Source organism: Psychrosphaera algicola, from assembly GCF_028401425.1.
GTDB lineage: Bacteria > Pseudomonadota > Gammaproteobacteria > Enterobacterales > Alteromonadaceae > Psychrosphaera > Psychrosphaera algicola.
Genome location: NZ_JAQOMS010000002.1, coordinates 633,142 through 652,668, shown reverse-complemented (window position 1 = coordinate 652,668; position 19,527 = coordinate 633,142). Strand labels below are relative to the sequence as shown.

The 19,527-nt window shown below is 41.0% G+C and carries 12 protein-coding genes and 6 pseudogenes; 7 read left to right on the top strand and 11 right to left on the bottom strand.

The genetic code is table 11. From position 1 onward, the window contains the following. Positions 1–3 precede the first annotated feature (3 nt). The 6 genes and pseudogenes from lolA (at position 4) to PN838_RS03495 (ending at position 4,367) form a co-directional block, all read left to right on the top strand. Complete coding sequence (gene lolA, locus PN838_RS03520; RefSeq protein WP_215962388.1) at positions 4–675, top strand: outer membrane lipoprotein periplasmic chaperone LolA; 672 nt, start codon at positions 4–6, stop codon at positions 673–675. An 11-nt stretch (positions 676–686) separates the two neighbouring features. Continuing rightward, positions 687–2,022 (top strand): annotated as a pseudogene (locus PN838_RS03515) (replication-associated recombination protein A). After that, complete coding sequence (gene crcB / locus PN838_RS03510; protein ID WP_272182507.1) at positions 2,023–2,409, top strand: fluoride efflux transporter CrcB; 387 nt, start codon at positions 2,023–2,025, stop codon at positions 2,407–2,409. Between the two features lie 26 nt (positions 2,410–2,435). Further along, positions 2,436–3,747 (top strand): annotated as a pseudogene (gene serS / locus PN838_RS03505) (serine--tRNA ligase). Between the two features lie 81 nt (positions 3,748–3,828). Continuing rightward, positions 3,829–4,062, top strand: coding sequence for a hypothetical protein (locus PN838_RS03500; RefSeq protein ID WP_215962390.1), 234 nt, complete (start codon positions 3,829–3,831; stop codon positions 4,060–4,062). An 11-nt stretch (positions 4,063–4,073) separates the two neighbouring features. Further along, positions 4,074–4,367 carry a DUF3301 domain-containing protein gene (locus tag PN838_RS03495; protein WP_215962391.1) on the top strand — a complete coding sequence of 98 codons (294 nt, stop codon included), beginning with the start codon at positions 4,074–4,076 and terminating at the stop codon, positions 4,365–4,367. 116 nt (positions 4,368–4,483) lie between these two features. Here the strand turns inward: PN838_RS03495 and nadD are convergent. The 4 genes and pseudogenes from nadD to leuS form a co-directional block, all read right to left on the bottom strand. Then, positions 4,484–5,107: pseudogene (gene nadD / locus PN838_RS03490) on the bottom strand (nicotinate (nicotinamide) nucleotide adenylyltransferase); the annotation flags it as partial. A gap of 91 nt (positions 5,108–5,198) precedes the next feature. Next, positions 5,199–6,242: a DNA polymerase III subunit delta gene (gene holA / locus PN838_RS03485; protein ID WP_272179783.1), complete on the bottom strand. Its 1,044-nt coding sequence runs from the start codon at positions 6,240–6,242 to the stop codon at positions 5,199–5,201. Positions 6,243–6,246: 4 nt separating this feature from the next. Further along, complete coding sequence (locus tag PN838_RS03480) at positions 6,247–6,627, bottom strand: LPS-assembly lipoprotein LptE (RefSeq protein ID WP_334313472.1); 381 nt, start codon at positions 6,625–6,627, stop codon at positions 6,247–6,249. A gap of 201 nt (positions 6,628–6,828) precedes the next feature. Continuing rightward, positions 6,829–9,410 (bottom strand): annotated as a pseudogene (gene leuS, locus PN838_RS03475) (leucine--tRNA ligase). A gap of 272 nt (positions 9,411–9,682) precedes the next feature. On the opposite strand from leuS, the pseudogene PN838_RS26955 reads away from it, so the two are divergent. Beyond that, positions 9,683–12,101: pseudogene (locus PN838_RS26955) on the top strand (Lon protease family protein). 164 nt (positions 12,102–12,265) lie between these two features. On the opposite strand, the gene PN838_RS03455 reads toward PN838_RS26955, so the two are convergent. The 7 genes and pseudogenes from PN838_RS03455 to mfd form a co-directional block, all read right to left on the bottom strand. Beyond that, complete coding sequence (locus PN838_RS03455) at positions 12,266–12,697, bottom strand: hypothetical protein (RefSeq protein ID WP_272179780.1); 432 nt, start codon at positions 12,695–12,697, stop codon at positions 12,266–12,268. Beyond that, positions 12,697–13,452, bottom strand: a complete 756-nt coding sequence (gene deoC, locus PN838_RS03450; RefSeq protein ID WP_272179779.1) for a deoxyribose-phosphate aldolase — start codon at positions 13,450–13,452, stop codon at positions 12,697–12,699. The genes PN838_RS03455 and deoC overlap by 1 nt, the downstream gene beginning before the upstream one ends. 10 nt (positions 13,453–13,462) lie before the next feature. Next, on the bottom strand, positions 13,463–13,687 hold the full coding sequence (locus PN838_RS03445; protein ID WP_272182505.1) for a phosphorylase family protein: 225 nt from the start codon (positions 13,685–13,687) through the stop codon (positions 13,463–13,465). 173 nt (positions 13,688–13,860) lie between these two features. Beyond that, on the bottom strand, positions 13,861–14,274 hold the full coding sequence (locus PN838_RS03440) for a purine-nucleoside phosphorylase (protein ID WP_272179778.1): 414 nt from the start codon (positions 14,272–14,274) through the stop codon (positions 13,861–13,863). Between the two features lie 8 nt (positions 14,275–14,282). Then, a complete protein-coding gene (locus PN838_RS03435) occupies positions 14,283–14,978 on the bottom strand; it encodes a CsiV family protein (RefSeq protein WP_334313269.1) in 696 nt (231 codons plus the stop codon). Between the two features lie 32 nt (positions 14,979–15,010). Then, positions 15,011–15,952 carry a hypothetical protein gene (locus PN838_RS03430; RefSeq protein ID WP_272179777.1) on the bottom strand — a complete coding sequence of 314 codons (942 nt, stop codon included), beginning with the start codon at positions 15,950–15,952 and terminating at the stop codon, positions 15,011–15,013. Beyond that, positions 15,949–19,473: pseudogene (gene mfd / locus PN838_RS03425) on the bottom strand (transcription-repair coupling factor). The gene PN838_RS03430 and the pseudogene mfd overlap by 4 nt, the downstream one beginning before the upstream one ends. Positions 19,474–19,527 lie beyond the last annotated feature (54 nt).

Here is a 19,527-nt window from a genome sequence, read left to right as displayed (position 1 = left end):
TTTATGGTTAAGTATTTAGCAGTAATAAAACAATGTATGGTTGCAAGCGTCGTATTAGTTAGTATGGCCGCCAACTCGGCTGATGTAACTAAAACAGCCGAAGTCGAATTACGTACAATTTTAAAACAATACAATGGGTTTTCAGCCGATTTTTCTCAACGAGTTGTCGATAGTGAGCTTAATGTATTGCACGAAGCACAGGGGCGTTTGAAGTTTAAACAACCGGGATTGTTTTTGTGGGAAATCACTGAACCTGAACCTGAGTTACTAGTATCTAATGGCGAGACATTATGGTGGTTTAATCCATTTATCGAACAGGTCTCGTTGTTTGATGCAAGCCAAGCTGTCGCTCAAACGCCATTTGCCTTGCTCGTTTCCCAAGACGATGAAACGTGGTCACAGTTTACGATCGAAAAACAACAAAACCACTTTGTTGTAAGTCCTAAATTGCTTGACCAAGCTCAAGTTATAGAACTTAAAGTAACGTTTAAAGACACTTTGTTGACCAATATAGCGGTGGTCGGTCGTACCATGCAAGTGAGCCAGTATGCAATTTCAAATCAAGTTTTTGCCGACGTAGACAATGGCTTGTTTCAGTTTGAAATACCATTGGGAACAGATATCGACGACCAAAGGCAATTGCCAAAAGTTGTTGACGGCAATGTTGAATATTAAGGTTTTGACTGTTGGCTACTCAAGGTTTTGACTTTACCCCTACTGAAAGTGCCCCATTAGCGTCTAGAATGCGTCCCCGTGTCATAGATGACTATGTTGGGCAGACGCATTTGGTTGGCGAGGGTAAGGCGATTCGACGTATGATCGAGGCGAAAAATGCCATTCGATGATATTGTGGGGACCTCCGGGAACCGGTAAAACAACACTTGCAGATTTGATTGCCCATTATGCAGACGCGGATGTTGAAAAGCTTTCTGCGATTAGCGCTGGTGTTAAAGACATTCGTGCAACCATTGAACGGGCCAAAGAACGGCTAGTAAACCAAGGTAAAAAACTGTATTGTTTGTTGATGAGGTTCACCGATTTAATAAAAGCCAACAAGATGCGTTTTTACCTTTTATCGAGGACGGTACGGTGAGCTTTATTGGAGCAACGACCGAAAATCCGTCGTTTGAACTCAATAATGCAATATTGTCACGCGCCCGTGTGTATATCCTCAAAGCCATCGAAGACTCAGATTTGGCTCTGTTATTGGACCGAGCACTTTGCGATAAAGTGGATGGTCTAGGCGCGCACAATTTAAAGATTAATGCCGACAATCGAGATTTGCTAATAAAACTATCGAACGGTGATGGTAGAAAATTACTGAATTTTCTAGAACTATGTTGTGACTTAGTTGAACAAGATAATCAGATCACAAAAGAGATCATAGAGCAGGCCACTGGTAATCAGATGGCTACCTTTGATAAAGGCGGTGATCATTTTTATAACTTGATTTCAGCCTTTCATAAGTCGGTGCGAGGTTCAGCCCCTGATGCCGCTTTATATTGGTTCTGCCGTATTTTAGCGGGTGGTGGTGACCCTTTGTATGTCGCGCGGCGATTATTAGCCATCGCTACTGAAGATATAGGCAATGCGGATCCTAGAGCCATGGAGGTTGCCCTTAATGCATGGGATATTTTTCACCGTGTCGGGCCTGCAGAAGGTGAACGCGCAATAGCTCAGGCCACATTATATTTAGCTGCCGCACCCAAAAGTAACGCCGTTTATGTCGCCTTTAAACAGGCCAAACGGATGGCATCCGACTTACCGAGTTTTGATGTGCCTAAGCATTTAACAAATGCACCTACGGAACTAATGAAACAAACAGGTAATGGTGAGGGTTACCGGTATGCTCACGACGAACCTGGTGCTTATGCGGCGGGCGAAGAGTACTTTCCAGCGGAATTAGCCAATACCAAATTATATGAACCTAGTGATCGTGGTCTCGAACGAAAAATTAAAGAGAAATTGGAATATCTACAATCACTAGACGACAACAGCCCTATCACTCGTAGAAAGGACTAAATTTTGAGTTTGAGCAGTATTGTTTTTGTCGCGATTGGCGGCGCTATAGGTGCAAGTTTACGTTACAGTGCAACCATTGGCGTAACTGCATGGTTAGGCAAAGGATTTCCCTATACAACCTTGTTAGTTAATATCTTGGGTTCATTTATTATGGGCCTCTTATTTAGCTTAATTGAACATGGTATAGTTGCTGAATTGCCTTGGCGACCTTTGATAGGTGTAGGAATATTAGGCGCATTGACGACTTTTTCAACATTTTCGCTCGACACGTTGTTGATGTTGCAAAACGGTGAATGGCAAAAAGCCATAATCAATATATTATTAAATGTTTTGGTCTGTATTTTAGCCACTTGGCTAGGGATGCAATTGGTACCGAATCGAACGTAAATTTAAAGAATGGGTAGTTACGAAACATGTTAGATTCAAAATTTCTACGAAGCGAGATTAATACTGCACAGGAAAAACTGGCAACTCGTGGATTTCAATTAGATGTAGAAACGTTAGTCAATTTAGAAGAGCGCAGAAAAGCACTACAATCTTCGACGCAAGACCTACAAAACGAACGTAATACTAAGTCTAAATCGATTGGCCAAGCAAAAGCGCGTGGCGAAGATATCCAACCCTTGCTGGCAAGTGTTGCTGATCTCGGCGATAAGTTAGATGCCGCCAAAGTTGAATTGTCAGAGTTACTAAAAACCATAGACACCTTATCTATGGGGTTGCCTAACTTACCGCATGACGACGTACCGGTTGGTGCAAAGAAGAAGACAATGTTGAAATTTTGAAATGGGGCGAGCCAAAGCAATTTGATTTTGAACCTAAAGATCATGTTGACCTAGGTGAAGCGTTAAACAAAGGCCTAGATTTTGAAATGGGCACCAAATTAAGCGGTGCTCGTTTTACTGTTATGAAAGGCAAAATTGCTCGTCTAAATCGTGCGTTAGCGCAATTTATGTTAGACCAACACACAGAGAACAACGGTTATACAGAAGCGTATGTGCCTTATCTTGTCAACCCTGAAAGTTTGCAGGGGACAGGTCAATTACCTAAATTTGCGGAAGATTTGTTTCATACTCAGCCAATCACAGGTCAAAGTGACAATACCGATGAACAAGACTCACGCAAATTGAGCTTAATTCCGACTGCGGAAGTTCCATTAACAAATTTCGCACGCGACGTTATTTTTGAAGAAGCTGAATTACCACTTAAATTAACGGCTCACACGCCGTGTTTTCGTTCTGAAGCCGGTTCTTATGGCCGTGATACTCGAGGGTTAATTCGTCAACATCAATTCGACAAAGTTGAGTTAGTGCAAATAGTTAAACCAGAAAACTCAGATGAAGCATTAGAGCAATTAACTGGTCATGCCGAATCAATCTTACAATTGCTTGGTTTACCATATCGTAAAGTCATTTTATGTACGGGTGACATGGGATTCTCTGCGACTAAAACCTATGACCTCGAAGTATGGTTACCAGCTCAAGATACATATCGTGAAATTTCGTCATGTTCAAATATGGGCGACTTAAGGCGCGTAGGATGCAAGCACGCTATCGTGCGAAAGGTGCGAAGAAACCTGACTTAGTCCACACCCTGAATGGCTCAGGTTTAGCAGTAGGTCGTACGTTAGTTGCAGTATTGGAAAATTATCAAAATGAAAACGGCACGATAAACGTACCAGAAGTTTTAGTCCCTTATATGAACGGCATTACTTTAATCGATTAATTTAAAATTGGTCGAATTGCAGTTTAGAATCGGGGCAAAGTTTGCCCCGATTATACTTTGAGCATAAAAATAAGAAAAATTATGGCTGATAACGACGCTAAAGAAGATAAAAAGGCGGCAAAAGCGCAAGCTAAAGCTGATAAAAAAGCCGAAAAAGCGGGTGGTAAATCAGGTGACAAACCAGTTAAAAAGGAAAAACCGTTTAGCTTAGCAAGACGTTTGATGACCATGTTTTATTGGTTTGTGATGATTGCTGGAGTGTCTGCATTAGTGTGGCAAGGTTTTGCTGCTTATAATCTATTTACTGGAAATTAGAAGCGTTTACTATGTTTGATTTAACCTCTGTCTGGATATTAATGCTGTTTTTTATCATCATAGGTGTGTTTTGGAAAATCCGGAGTTTCGCCGAATTAGCCAGAGTTTCAGCCGAGGACTATTGCAATAAGCATGGTTTACAACTGCTGTCGGTCGCTATGGGAACAATTCGAGTAAGAATTAAAAAAGGGGTTAACATTGTTGTGACTTTTGATTTAAATTATAGTCCAGAGGGGATTACCGCGAAGCAAGGTGAAATTGAAATCATCAACGGCAAAGTCAATCAAATCTCACACTGGAGCTAGTCAACCTAGCAGTGAAAAGTCAACGGTACCATTCGTACCTTATCTTCAATACAAGCGTTATTAGTTATCCCTGTGTTAAATCTTCCAGCAAGTACCGTAATCTAACCAAACATGTGTCAATAAAGCTGATTGTTTTGTATATATGCGGCTACTTGTTGCGGTAACCAATCTTGTAATCTATCGGCATCATCATTTTGAAAGGCTTGTCTTATCTCGGTGGACGAAATATCAATTAACGCATTTTCCACAATATGGATCCGTTTACCTAAAAACGGAATAAGTACCGGTGCGAGCGTCGGTTGCGTAGAAGTATTTTCTTGCATGTCTAGTTGCAACTTGTATTGCGGCCTTGCCATGACAATAAGATGACACACTTCTAGTATATTTTGCCACTCAACCCATTGGGTGAAACTTAATAACGAATCCATACCAACAATAAAGTAGTACTCCGTATTGGGTTCTAGCTGTTTAAAATACTTTAGCGTATTTATTGTGTAGCTGTTGCCCATTTGTTCAAGTTCGAATTCGCTTATTTCTGTAGGTATGGGGCTATGCACAGACGCTAATGCCAATTTACACATATTAAGTCGATGATGACTCTTAGTTGCACAGCTATTTTTCAAGGGTTGTTTATAGCAAGGTAAATAGATTAACTTTCCAATATCAAATTGCGTGACAGCATCAAAAACAGGCGTTAAATGCCCAAAATGAATGGGGTCGAAACTGCCACCAAAAATGGCGACTTTTTTGGTTCCGCCTTTTCTTTGGTTTTACTATCTATTGACATCGTAGGTTGTTGAGTCATTTTCAGAAGTTCACTGGCTAAACAAGTTAACGGATGAGCGGAAGTTTTAATCCGCTAATGTTGGCATTGCCCGTTAACAACAAGGCAATATGAGCAAACATTGAATAAGGACATTGGGGCGAAAATGTTTTAATCGCAAAATCGACTTCTGACAACAACTTTAAAGCTTCGTTAACCGCGGTCGCTGGCAGCTTGTTTGCGGCATTAAGAAATACGTTTTGTTTGTTTTTCCAAACTCGGTGTTTATCAAATACGGGGGTCGGTGGTTGGCCTTTCACAATGGCAGATTGTAACTGATTTAATAACATTAAATCTTTTTGCAATGACCACATAATTATATTCGGTTCAAAATCTTCCAACTTGAGTCGTTGCAAAATGGTCATACAGCGTTGGCTATTGCCAGCCCATATGCTGTCTATAAACTGAAATACGCTGTATTTAGCCTGATCAGCCACAAACCGTTCAATGATACTAATATCAATGTGTTGTTGTTGCCCTAGAGCCATATTGAGTTTTTGTAATTCTTGCGCCGTTGCCAATAAGTTGCCCGAAGTAAAATTAAGCAAATATTGTTGGGCATTTGTATCCATACTCAAGCCATGTTCGACTAATTGCTGTTGTAACCAACGAGTGAGGTGATTCCCGTCAATTTCATAAACGGGAATGTATAAACCAACTTTATCTAAGGCTTTAAACCAAGCACTTTTAGTTTGGTTGGCATCAAGTTTAGGGCCGAACAACACTAAAATGGTATTTTCATCCAACTCAGGTGCGATTTGCTTTAAAACCTCTGAACCTGCTTTGCCAATTTTATTGCTGTTAAGCTCAACTTCGACTATTTTTTTATCAGAAAATAGGGACATCGCCTGACAATGTTGGGCTACGTCGAGCCAGTCAAATTGGTCGTCGTCAGCTAATCGAATAAACTCGTCAAACCCTTGCTGTTTGGCGGCGGCTTTGATCTTTTTACGACAATCATCAATTTGAAATGGTTCATCACCAAACAATAGATAGCAATTTGAAAGGCCTTTAGATAGGTTTTGCTGAATTTGATTGGCGTAAATTTTCATCGTGTTATTGGATCATCATCAGCTGAGACAAAATACGGTCACTGGCTAAAACACGAAGCTCAGACAATATAAGCTGACGTTCACGTTCTTTTGCTAATGCGTTATTCGGATCGTCCTGAAACTCGCGACTTAATTCAAAGTTAAAACTAAGCGGTTCTTTATTTGGTTTTTGCACTTGGTATCGAACTAAATAAATTAGCTCATACTCGGCGACTTGACCATTAGGGAACAACGACAATGTTTTACGCTGAAACTGCTCGGGCAATATTCGTAACTCAGCAATGTTGGCTGTTTTCTTCTTAACTAAGTCCACTTGGTTTTGCGTTAATCGTCGTTCAACCTGCTTAGCTAAAGGGCTAAATTTATTGTCAGATGATAAATGGATCTTTTTAATGAGTCGGGTAGATAGTAATGGCCCTTTAATCGAAAGCCACAGCCATTAAGAGAGCTGCAAATGACAACAATTATTAACAACCATATCGCTTTCATTTTATCTGCCTTTGTTGATTTTATTGACCATTAAAACTTGGTCAGCCTTAGAAAAGGCTGACCACATAAACTTAGCTACTGCGGCTAATCTAAGGGATTAGTTAGCAACAATATTAAGCAACTTACCTTTGATAAAGATAACTTTACGAACGGTTTTATCAGACAAGAAACGTGCTACGTTGTTTTCATTGGCGCCGGCTTCTTTAATAAACTCTTCAGTTGCATCGGCCGCTACGGTTATCTTGCCACGGACTTTACCGTTAACTTGAATTACGATCAGTTTTTCATCTTCAACTAATGCATCGCGGTCTACAGTTGGCCAAGGCGTCGACAAAATATCGTCAGTTTGACCTAGCTGTGCCCATAACTCATGACATACATGTGGAGTAATAGGGGCGAGCATGACTACAACAGCTTTTATAGCTTCGAACATCACAGCTTTATCTACGTCTGTTTCCAGAGGCGATTTAACCAGTTTGTTCATCAATTCCATAATCGCTGCAATAGCGGTATTAAATGTATTACGACGGTCTAAATCGTCTGTCACTTTGTCGATGGTTTTATGTAAGTCACGGCGAAGAGCTTTCTGGTCGCTGTTTAATGCACTTACATCCAACTCAGATATTAAACCTGCTGCGATGGTATCTTGAGCTAATTTCCAAACACGTTTAATAAAGCGGTGCGAACCTTCAACAGCCGAGTCAGACCATTCTAACGTTTGTTCAGGAGGCGCGGTAAACATCATAAATAAGCGAACGGTATCGGCACCTAATCGGTCGATAACTTTTTGTGGGTCGATGCCATTATTTTTCGACTTTGACATTTTTGACATACCAGCAGATAACACGGGTTGGCCGTCTGAAATTAACCAAGACTTAGAGACTCGGCCTTTTTCATCACGTTCAACTTCCACATCAAGCGGAGCAAACCAAGTTTTGGCGCCATTGTCTTCTTCACGATAAAATGTTTCCGCTAATACCATGCCTTGGCACAATAACCGTTTAAACGGTTCGTCTGAGTCTACAAGACCAACATCACGCATAAGTTTGTGGAAGAAGCGGGCATACAACAAATGTAAAATCGCGTGTTCGATTCCACCAATATATTGGTCAACCGGCAACCAGTAGTTAGCTTTGCTCGGGTCAAGCATCATGTCATCGCTATCTGGTGAACAATAACGTGCGTAGTACCATGAAGATTCCATAAAGGTATCGAATGTATCAGTTTCTTTGAATGCCGCTTGACCATTTATGGTGGTTTTCGCCCATTCAGGATCTGCTTTTATTGGTGACGCGGCACCATCCATAACTACGTCTTCTGGCAATACAACCGGTAAGTCTTGCTCTGGAATAGGAACAGAAGTGCCGTCTTCTAATGTCGCCATCGGAATTGGTGCGCCCCAGTAACGTTGACGAGATACGCCCCAGTCACGTAAACGGTAATTTACTTTACGTTGACCTAATTGTTTTGATTCTAATTCGGTAACGATTGCATCAAATGCAGCTTGAAACTCAAGGCCATCAAATTGACCAGAATTAATTAATGGGCCTTTTTCCGTATAAGCTTCAACGCTTAAATCAACAGTCGAATCGTCAGAACTGGTAATAACTTGTTTAATTGGTAATTGGTATTGGGTTGCAAATTCCCAGTCACGTTGGTCGTGCCTAGGAACTGACATTACCGCACCTGTACCGTACCCCATAAGGACAAAATTTGCAGACCAAACTGGAATGCTTTCACCTGTCACAGGGTGTAAAACACGGTAGCCTGTGTCAAACCCTTTTTAGCCATCGTCGCCATATCAGCTTCTGCCACTGATTGGTTTTTGCATTCTTCGATAAATTGCACTAGCTCTGGGTTGGTTTTGGCAGCCTCTAAAGCGAGTGGATGTTGCGCTGCAACGGCCACATAAGTAACACCCATTAATGTATCTGGGCGAGTTGTGTAAACCGTTAATGTCTCGTCAGAACCTTCAAGCTTAAACTGAATGTCTGCACCTTCTGAGCGACCAATCCAGTTTTTTGCATTGTTTTAACTTGCTCAGGCCAATCTTCCAATTGATCCAAATCCGTTAACAATTCTTCTGCATAATCTGTAATTTTAATAAACCATTGTGGAATTTCTTTTGTTCAACAAGGGCACCTGAACGCCATCCGCGGCCATCAATAACTTGCTCGTTTGCAAGTACGGTTTGGTCAACTGGATCCCAATTTACCGTGGCCGTTTTTTATAAACTAACCCTTTTTCATAAAGCTTAGTGAAGAACCATTGTTCCCAGCGATAATACTCTGGTGTACACGTTGCGACTTCGCGGTCCCAATCGTAACCAAACCCTAAGCTATTAAGTTGGTTTTTCATGTAGTCGATATTTTCATAGGTCCACTTTGCAGGGGCCGTATTATTATTTATTGCCGCGTTTTCGGCTGGCAGACCAAACGCATCCCAACCCATAGGTTGCATTACGTTTTTGCCATTTAAACGCTGAAAACGAGAGACCACGTCACCAATGGTATAATTTCTTACGTGACCCATATGTAAACGGCCACTTGGGTAAGGCAGCATCGACAAGCAGTAAAATTTTTCTTTAGACGCATCTTCCGTCACTTTGAACGATTTATTGTTTGCCCAATGTTGTTGAACACGTTGTTCAATTTCATAGTGATTATATTCAGCTTGCATGTAATGATCTCAATGTTTTGATATGGTTTTGTCGCGGAACAAGGTATTTAATTTTGCTGGTATTCGTCGCGAAAGTGTCTACCGTTTTTGGCAGTTATTATAGGGCGTAAGCATAACTAATTAGGCACTTTGCAACAAGTAAAAAGGCCATGTTTTAAAGCCTAAACCGGTGGTTTTTTCAGCGCTTGTTCAAAACAAATCATGCACTAGGGGAATTTTGCGTATAGACTTATGACTATTGCGTTTCTACCGGATTGTTTTTGTTGTAAATCATGGAATTAATTAAACCGTTTATTTTGTCCCCTGACACTCTAGAACCCATTATTGACGAAGAAAAAATCGCCAATATATTGGATTCAAATATCGACGCACCTGTTAATTTTATCGGCCAAGAACGTGCTCAAAGTGCGTTAGAATTTGGCTTAGATATGGAAATGAATGGTTATAACTTGTTTGTAATGGGGGAACCTGCAACGGGTCGCCATACCCTTATAGATAATCTATTGCAGGAAGTCGCTAAAACCAAAGAAACGCCATTTGAATGGTGCTACGTCAACAATTTTGACGACAATAGGTGCCCTAATTATATCCGCTTAGCGCCAGTGGAAAGTAAAAAGCTGGTTGATGATATTGATTCGTTTATTGACGAACTTATGGATACGTTTCCTGCGGCATTTGACAACCCTGCGTACCAAAGAAAAAACGCGCTATTGAACGTGAGTTTAATCTTAAGTACGAATCGGCTTTAGAAGTTGTTGAGTCTAAAGCACTCGAAAACCAAATTATTCTATATGAAGAAAAGGGATCTGTAAGTTTTGCCCCAGTCGTTGACGGTAAGCCTGTAAATGATGCTGATTTTACGCAACTAGATGAAGGAACCCGACAGAATTTTTACGAGCGCATTTCAGAACTTGAAGTTTTTCTAAATGAATCGTTATTAGAATTACCTCAGTGGAAAAGAGAAACATCGGAACAACAACGTAATCTCACAATTGAAACCATAGAAACAGCACTACGGCCATTAATTAAAGACTTAGAGCACAGCTATGCAGCAGACTTAGGCGTCATAAAATTTATTCGTGATATGAAATCTACCCTAGTTGAGCTAGTTCAAGAGTTAATGGCTGGTGAAGCGGACGAAGAAAAAAGTGGCGAAGAAATAGACGTCAGAAAGGCCCTTGAAGAACAGTTGTTACCCAATATTTTATTTTCAAAAAACGCCACAGATGGCGCGCCTATCATATACGAGCCTAATCCAACGTTTCAGAATATGTTTGGCAAGATTGAATACAGTTCTGTACAAGGGTCGGTTTATACCAGCTATCGGATGATACGACCGGGAGCCTTGCATCAATCAAACGGCGGTTATCTGTTAATCGAAGCGGATAAATTAATAGAACAAGCGGCTGTTTGGGAATCGTTAAAACTGGCCCTGAAAAGCCAAAAGATCAGAATGGAATCACCGGTTTTTGAACCTAATATAGTTAACGTCTCAAGTTTAACCCCGCAACCCATCCCGCTTGATGTAAAAATCATCATGATGGGAAGTCGGGACTTATATTACTTGATGCAGGAACATGACAACGAATTTAGTGAATTGTTTCGAGTATTGGCCGATTTTGAGCATTACATCTCGCTAAACGACAAAGCCATGTATGGTTTTGTGCAAAAATCCAAACAATTTGCGAAGTCACATAATTTTGAATTATCCAGCGATGCGGTGTCACAGTTGATGAATTTCAGCTTTCGTCAGGCAGAGCATCAACATAAGTTATCGGCACGATTTGCCGACGTTTTGGAATTGATCTGCGAATCACAATTTTATGCAAAAAATCGCACAAAGCAGAACCCTTTAGTACCGAAGCGGGCCCAGTTGTAATTCAGCGGGAAAATGTCATGCAGGCATTGGAAGGCAAGCAGTATCGGACTGGTCAAATTAGTGAATCCTTTTAGAAGATATTCAAGAGGGCCAAATTTTAATCGATACCTCGGGCTTTTCTGTCGGTAAGCTTAATGGACTAACAGTATTGCATATCGGTGATACAACATTTGGCACTCCGGCTCGCATATCCGCTACTGTATATGCTGGCTCAAATGGCATTGTTGATATTGAACGCGAAGTCGATTTAGGCAAATCAATACATTCTAAAGGCGTCATGTTACTCACCGGTTATCTTGGTAATAAATATGCTCAAGACTTTAGCTTATCGTTTTCCGCAAATATTGCCTTAGAACAGAGTTATGGGCAAATTGACGGAGATAGTGCCAGTTTAGGGAAGTATGCGCGCTGATATCAGCAATTACTCAAATCCCACTTAACCAGTCTATTGCAATCACAGGCAGTATTAACCAACATGGGCAAGTTCAGTCAATCGGTGGCGTGAATGAAAAGATAGAAGGCTTTTTCAACTTATGTACCGCTCGCGGGCTAACGGGTGAGCAGGGCGTTATTATTCCTCGCACTAATTGCATAAACTTAATTTTGAATAAAACAGTCATCGATGCGGTTAAAAAGGCCGTTTTCAAATATATGCGGTTGACCATGTTGATGATGCCTTGACGATATTAACCGGCAAACAAGCTGGAGTGTTGTCTTCACGCGGACGTTACCCGCGAGACTCCGTTAACGGTATTGCGTCACAACGATTGCGTCATATAGCCGATATTGTAAATAGTGACTTTTCTGAATAACAGGCATGACAAAATGCCATAGCAGTACATCGGTTTTGTATTGGGAATAATAAACATCAATAAGTAAGCCCCAGCAGTGAATACCTCTGGGTGGGATCCGCGATTAAATGGGTTGCCAAATGAGACTGAAAAAGCAGACTTTAATGAGGTTGAGTTTTGTCGAGTTAATTTAGGTCGGGATTTGGAATGCACTTTAGTTGTTTAATGACCGCTTGTTGATTGATGATGGTAAGCGCAATAGCTCTAAAAAATCGTTCTACCGGCATCGCACCATCCATCATTTGTTTAAGATCGGCATTGGCCAGAATAAATTTCACATCGGTATGATAGCCAGATGGCTTTATTAACACTTGGGTGTGATCAAGTTGGCTAACAGTCCAGTCTTCTGGGCTATCAACTTGCAACTTGTCTATTTGATTATCGGCGATAAATACAAAACCAAAGCTGTGAATTTTTGATTCGTCCGAATACCAATTTAACGTTAATGCTTGAAAGTTAAACCATGCTTCTAACTTAACAAATAGCGGTGCTTGTTGTCGCTCATCACGTTCGAAAACGCCAACAGAGTTTATCGTAATCGGTAATTGTTCCTGCATTAATAATCTCCTTCTTTTGCATTTTGACCCGCTTGATTTGGCGATAATAAACTGTTTAAAAGGCTACTGGCACCAAATCGAAAATGCTTGTTTGTTAGCCAGTCATGACCAAACATATTTTTTGCTAAATTAACGTATTCAATGGCCTGAGCGTAATTGCCTATGCCGCCGGAGGCTTTAAATCCAATATCGAGATTTGAAGTTTTTATGGTTTCCAACATGTATCTTGCCGCATCTAGAGTGGCATTAATTGGCACTTTACCGGTGGAGGTTTTGATAAAGTCACAGCCGTTTTCAATGCTGATCTCGGATGCGATTTTGATATTACGCTCAGTAACTAATTCACCAGATTCGATGATCACTTTTAACTTTGCGGTATTTTTACAGGCTTCTTTACCCGCCCGCACCACATCAGCCACTCGTTTTGAATCACCCTTAATTAAATCTGAATATGGGATCACCAAATCAATTTCATTGGCACCTTGGATAATTGCACGTTCGGCCTGTTTTAAGCAGACGTCTGGTGAATCTAAGCCCAATGGAAAATTAATGACAGTGGCGATGGCTAATTCTTGGTGTGTATTAAGTTGCGCTAATTGTTCAACAAATTTTGGCCAAATGCACAACGCGGCAACCGGACCAAAGTCAGTGGTTGCCCGATGAGCCAAAGATTCAATGTCGTGCCATTGGTCATTGTCATTTAGACTGGTTAAATCAATAAACGCGATAAGTTCATGGGGAAGCATATTTGGCATTTTATTGAGTTTATAGTGCGACAAATGTGGTTAATAAACGACGTAAATTCTGGCCTGCGATCTTGCCTTGGCTTAACGTTTCGTCGTGGCTCAAATGGTGTTCACTTAAACCTGCGGCTAAATTAGTAATTGCAGCAACTCCACAAACGTTCATGCCGCAATGACGCGCTAAGATTGACTCTGGCACAGTAGACATCCCAACGGCATCTGCCCCTAAAATACGATAGGCGTTAATTTCTGCGGGGTTTCAAATGTTGGACCTGATACCCAAATATAATTGCCATTAAACAAGTCGATATCTAAGCTATCACCGGCATAACGTAAATTTTTGATGTGTTCATTTTTATAGGTTTCAGTTAAGTCTACAAATCGAGGGCCTATATCAGGATCATTAATACCAACAAGGGGTTAACACCAGAGAAGTTTAAGTGATCTTCGATGATCATCAAACTGCTCTGGGGTCATTTCCGAATTAAGTGAACCTGAGGCATTGGTTAAAATGAGATCGTCTGCGCCCAAAGCTTTAAGGGTTCTAATTGGGATCGCAATTTGGTCGAAGCTTAACCCTTCGTAATAATGAAAGCGGCCCTTCATACACAATACAGGCACATTATTGAGGTATCCCGCGATTAGCTCTCCAGGGTGGCCGCTGACTGAACTGACCGGAAACATTGGGATATCTTGATATTTGATCACGATTGGATTGGTAATATCATTAGCAATGTCGGCGAGACCACTGCCTAAAATAATGGCGTATTTAGGTTTAAAGTCGCCAATGTGTTGCTTAATATACTCTGCGCTTGCTAAATATGGTTTATTCACAAAATTCCTTAATGACGATATTTTCGAATTTGGAAAATTACTCCAAATTTAGGGTGGTCTAAATAGTGTAGATCACCTGAATAACTTCGTCTGGTTTGTTCAAATGGATAGTGTTTTAACACGGTTAAATCCAATTTACTGCCATCTATGTTATTTGTCATTAAGTTCTGATCTTCTTTCATAGCCGAAATGACAACAGAAGTTGACAGTGACGCCTCATCCGTTTCATTTTTCTCCAAAAGTGGGTCGATATCGTTTAAAAACAAATCAGTATTTATCTGTTGGGTAACCGGTTCGCGATAATTAAATTTTGCGTCGAGGTAGAGGTAATGATTTAAATGCACGGTAATCGTGCCATCTAATTGCCATGTAGTATCAGGCAGATGCTTTGATTTAGGTGCTTTTAACGTATTGTTTTTAAAATCAACTACAGCGCCGTTTTGAAGTTTTTCCATAAACAATTGAACATTAGTTTTTTCTGCTTTTTGTAAATCAAAAACAGGTTCATTGTAAAGCGTGTTTTGACTGTTTTTGTCGTCAGGCAACGACGTTAATCGGTCTAAAACCGGATCGGTTGATTGCGCTTCTTGTATTGAAAATTTGGGTGTACCGTCGTATCGGAAATCATCGGTGTAATTTTTACCAGCTACAATATAAACAGGTACAGCGCGTTGCTTTGAAAGTCCAGGCTGACGCCACCCCATGTGGATGATTGGTGTAAGGTCTGGTTGGGCTTCTATTTTTTATAATGGGCCATTAACTGCAGGTTGTCAGGGGACAACAGATAGACATTATGTAAGTCATCAAAATCTGGGCCGGTAGGTCGCTTTTTCATGTCCGTGATTGGCAGGGCTTGATTGTATGTGTTGGTGCTAGTTAGGTTGCCAGATATTAACTGCCAAACAAGCGGCTTTGATTCATTAGGCAACAAACATAAATTGGCGCTAAATTGCCAATTGGAGTCCATTAGTTGTTGATATTGCGTAAACTGCTGATAAAACCGATTAGCTTGTTGAATTTCAGCCAAATCATCCGATAAAGTGATAATTTCAACTTTGCCGGCTTCACCTTCGGTAATATCGTTGCCATTTACCATAGCAAAATCAGAGCCTTCAGCGGTGTTATATTGAGAGCCTTCAGCTGTTTTATATAAAGAGCCATCAGCGGTATTTACAGGCTCATTATCGAAGCGCTCGCCATCGATGTCGTCATAAATAGCTTCATCGTTTAAACCTGTTTCATTTTGTTCAGCATAGGCAGGTAAATCCAGTGACTCAGATAGATTAACATAGCTTGGATCAGTAAACGGGTCGCGTTCAGACCAACAATTATCTAAGTTAGCCAAATAACGAGTTAAATCCGGGGTAAACATCGGCGATAACAAATCCCACTTTCTGCGGGGTTTTAAATTTTTAATCGTATTGTCAAAAAGTTCACGCGTCGACGACGCGTCTTTGCGCGCAAATACAATCATTTCAACTTCAAACCAACGACCATCACTGGATTTTATGCCCTCGACTAATTCTTCGGTAGGCACTCGTTGATTTACGGTCTTAGCATCGTCGTCATTATTAATGTCAAAAGCATTAACTGCTAAAGACTGAAAGGCGAATGTTAAACAGACGACTGAAAATAGGGGCTTGGGTAAAAGATTCGGCCGGCGAAACTTAAACATCATGTTGGTTTTACCTTGTGTTCAAAGTCGTTGAGAAGTGAATTTACAAATTTGAGTCTATCTTCCGCATCTTTGTTTTCAATAGCAAATTTTAATTTATTGCCACCATCCAATTTATACGTGTCTGGATGCTGTTGAATGAGTGAGATCAAAAAGATCGGATCAACTGACGTACTTTCCGCAAACTCTATCGAACCGCCTTTCGGGCCGGCTTCAATTTTCGTTATGCCAATGGCTTGTGCACGCTGTCTAAACTCACTTATCCTAAATAGGTTTTTAGTCGCATCGGGCAATAAACCAAATCGGTCGATGAGCTCAATTTTAATATCGTCTAATTCAGGTACGTCAGAACAGGTTGCAATTCGCTTATATAAACTTAACCGTAGATTAACTTCTGGGATATAGCTGTCTGGTAACAGTGACGGAAGGCGCAGTTCGACTTCTGTTTGTTTAGATGTTAGTGCATCTAAGCTGAGCTCTTTCCCTTGTTTTAAAGCTTCTACCGCGTGTTCAAGCATGTCCATATATAGGGTGAATCCAATGGTTTGAATTTGCCCGTGTTGGTCGTCGCCAAGTAACTCACCAGCGCCACGAATTTCTAAGTCGTGTGTTGCTAAGGCAAAGCCCGCGCCGAGATCTTCAAGTTGCTCTATGGCTTCCAAACGTTTAACCGCATCTTTTGAAATTGACTTCGGCGGTGGGGTGAGCAAATACGCATACGCTTGGTGATGTGAACGACCAACGCGTCCTCTAAGCTGATGTAGTTGGGCTAAACCAAGTCGGTCAGCACGTTCCATTATAATGGTATTGGCAGTAGGTACGTCGATACCAGTTTCAATTATTGTGGTGCAGACGATGACATTGTAGCGTTGATGGTAAAAATCACTCATTACCCGTTCAAGTTCGCGTTCACGCATTTGTCCGTGGGCAAAGGTGATCCTAATATCTGGCAATAATGCTTCAATTTCTCGACAACGTTGTTCGATGGTTTCAACATTATTATGTAAAAGTACACCTGACCACCGCGGCTCGTTTCACGTAATATGGATTCTTTAATTAGCTCCATATCAAATGGTCGTACAAACGTTTTGACGGCTAAACGTTTTTTAGGCGGGGTTGCGATGATGGATAAATCGCGCATGCCACTCATCGCCATATTGAGCGTTCGCGGAATTGGCGTTGCTGTCAGCGTTAATATGTCGACGTTCGCTCTAAGTTTTTTAATGGCGTCTTTTTGCTTAACACCAAAACGGTGTTCTTCATCGATGACCAGTAAGCCTAAGTCTTTAAACTTGATGTTTTCTTGGATCAGTTTATGGGTACCAACAATAATATCTATTGTGCCGTTTTCCAGTTGCTTGAGGATTTCTGTTTGTTGTTTACCTGTTTTAAAACGAGATAATACTTCAACTTTTATCGGCCAGTCGGCAAATCGGTCCACAAAGTTTTCAAAATGCTGTTGCGCTAATAACGTGGTAGGGACTAAGACTGCGACCTGTTTAGAATCATTGACCGCGACAAAGGTTGCGCGCATGGCCACTTCTGTTTTACCAAACCCAACGTCACCACATACAAGTCGGTCCATCGCGTTTGGTGAACGCATATCACTAATAACGGCACTAATTGCTTGTTGTTGATCGTCTGTTTCTTCAAATGGAAAACTGGCGCTAAATTGGCGATAAGAATCTTTATCCAAATCGTATTTATAACCCGGTTTTGCCGCGCGCTGGGCATAAATATCTAGCAGTTCTGCGGCAACGTCTTTAATTTTTTCAGCCGCTTTTTTCCGAGCTTTTTCCCATGCGTCGCTGCCAAGCTTGTTTAATGGTGCGGTATCTGAGTCGCCTCCTGAATAACGACTTAATAGATGCAAGTTACCCACTGGTACATACAACTTTGCTGCATTTGAATATTCTATGGCTACAAACTCGCTGCTTAAGCCACCAGCGTCGATGGTTTGAAGTCCCAAATAGCGGCCAACGCCATGCTCTATATGAACAATAGGTTGACCTATGTTTAGTTCTGCTAAATTACGAACTAAGGCGTCTGTCGATATCGATTTACCTTTGCGGTGGCGTCGACGTTGAGTGACGCGACCGCCGAGCAATTCCGTTTCAGTGACGATTGAAATGGCATTGTAGGACTCACTCAATAACGTAAAACTGTGTTCGAGTGACGATATAACAATACCGATGTCGCTTTTATTATCGACAAAATCAGATATTGACTGACAAACCGTAGGCTTAATATTGGCTTGTTTTAACAATTCTAAAAGCGTTTCACGTCTACCCGCGGTCTCTACGCTAAATAATACTCGACCATTTTGTTCTTTTTCTCAAGTATATGAGCAATGATCTTAGTAAAGGGCTGCTTTATCTGACTGTTTATTGCTATGTCGTCAATGACACTGGTATTTGCATTGACATGTCCAGCAGCGGTTTTAACCTCGTTTATAATTTTTATTTGTGGCCACTGTTTAAACTGTGTAAACAGCTCGTTCACGTTTAAAAATAAAGATTTAAGAGGTAAAAGAGGACGAAGTGGGTCGACATTCAAATTGGTGTAACGACGTTCATTGTCACTTAAGTAAAGCTTTGCTTGCGCTTCAATGTCGCCAACAAGCACCAATTGACTGTTGTCTGGAAAATAGTGGAATAAGGTTTCTACCTGATCAAAAAACAGTGGTAGGTAGTATTCGATTCCTGCTGGAAAACTGCCTTCGGTAACTAACTTATACAAGCTGCCTTTTTCATTTCGTACCGGAAATTGCTCACGATAGTTTTGACGGAACAACTCAATACCGGACTTATCGAGTGGGAATTCGTGAGCGGGCAATAAATTAATGTTGTTTATTTTGTCTTCACTACGCTGCGTATCGGGATCGAACGTGCGGATCGTATCAATTTCATCATCAAAAAATCTAACCTAAACGGCTTTTTACTGCCCATCGGAAAAATATCTAAAATGGAACCGCGCAGAGAATACTCGCCGTGCTCAACGACTTGTTCAACGTTGCGGTAGCCATTTAACTGCAGTTGTTTGCTTATTTGGTTAATGTTGTAGGTATCACCAACATGGTAAATAAAGCTATTTTGCTCTATGTAACGTTTAGGGGCGATAAAGTGCAACATAGTTGCCACCGGCACAATGACAATGCCTTTGGTCAACCTTGGCAATTGGTGCAGTGTTAACAGACGTTGGGAGATGATGTCTTGGTGCGGCGAAAATGTATCGTAGGGTAATATTTCCCAATCGGGAAACGTAAATACAGGTAACTGATATAACTTAGTTAACGACCGGATCTCAATTTCTAGTTTGTGGGCCTGTGGGGTATTTTCAGTTACAACAATTGTCACGCGCTCGCTATGCAGCGCCGCTTCAACGATGGCTATAGACTTACTTGAACCTGCTAATCGACTCCAGGATACTCTATCAATTTTTGACGATTGATCTTTGCTCTTTGGAAATGGCAGGTTTAACAGACGCGGAAATTGAGCGGGGGCACTAGTTTGTTTGGTCACCATGCATCCTAATACTAGATATAATTACAGTTATTGTAACGTGATTGTGTTTTGGAT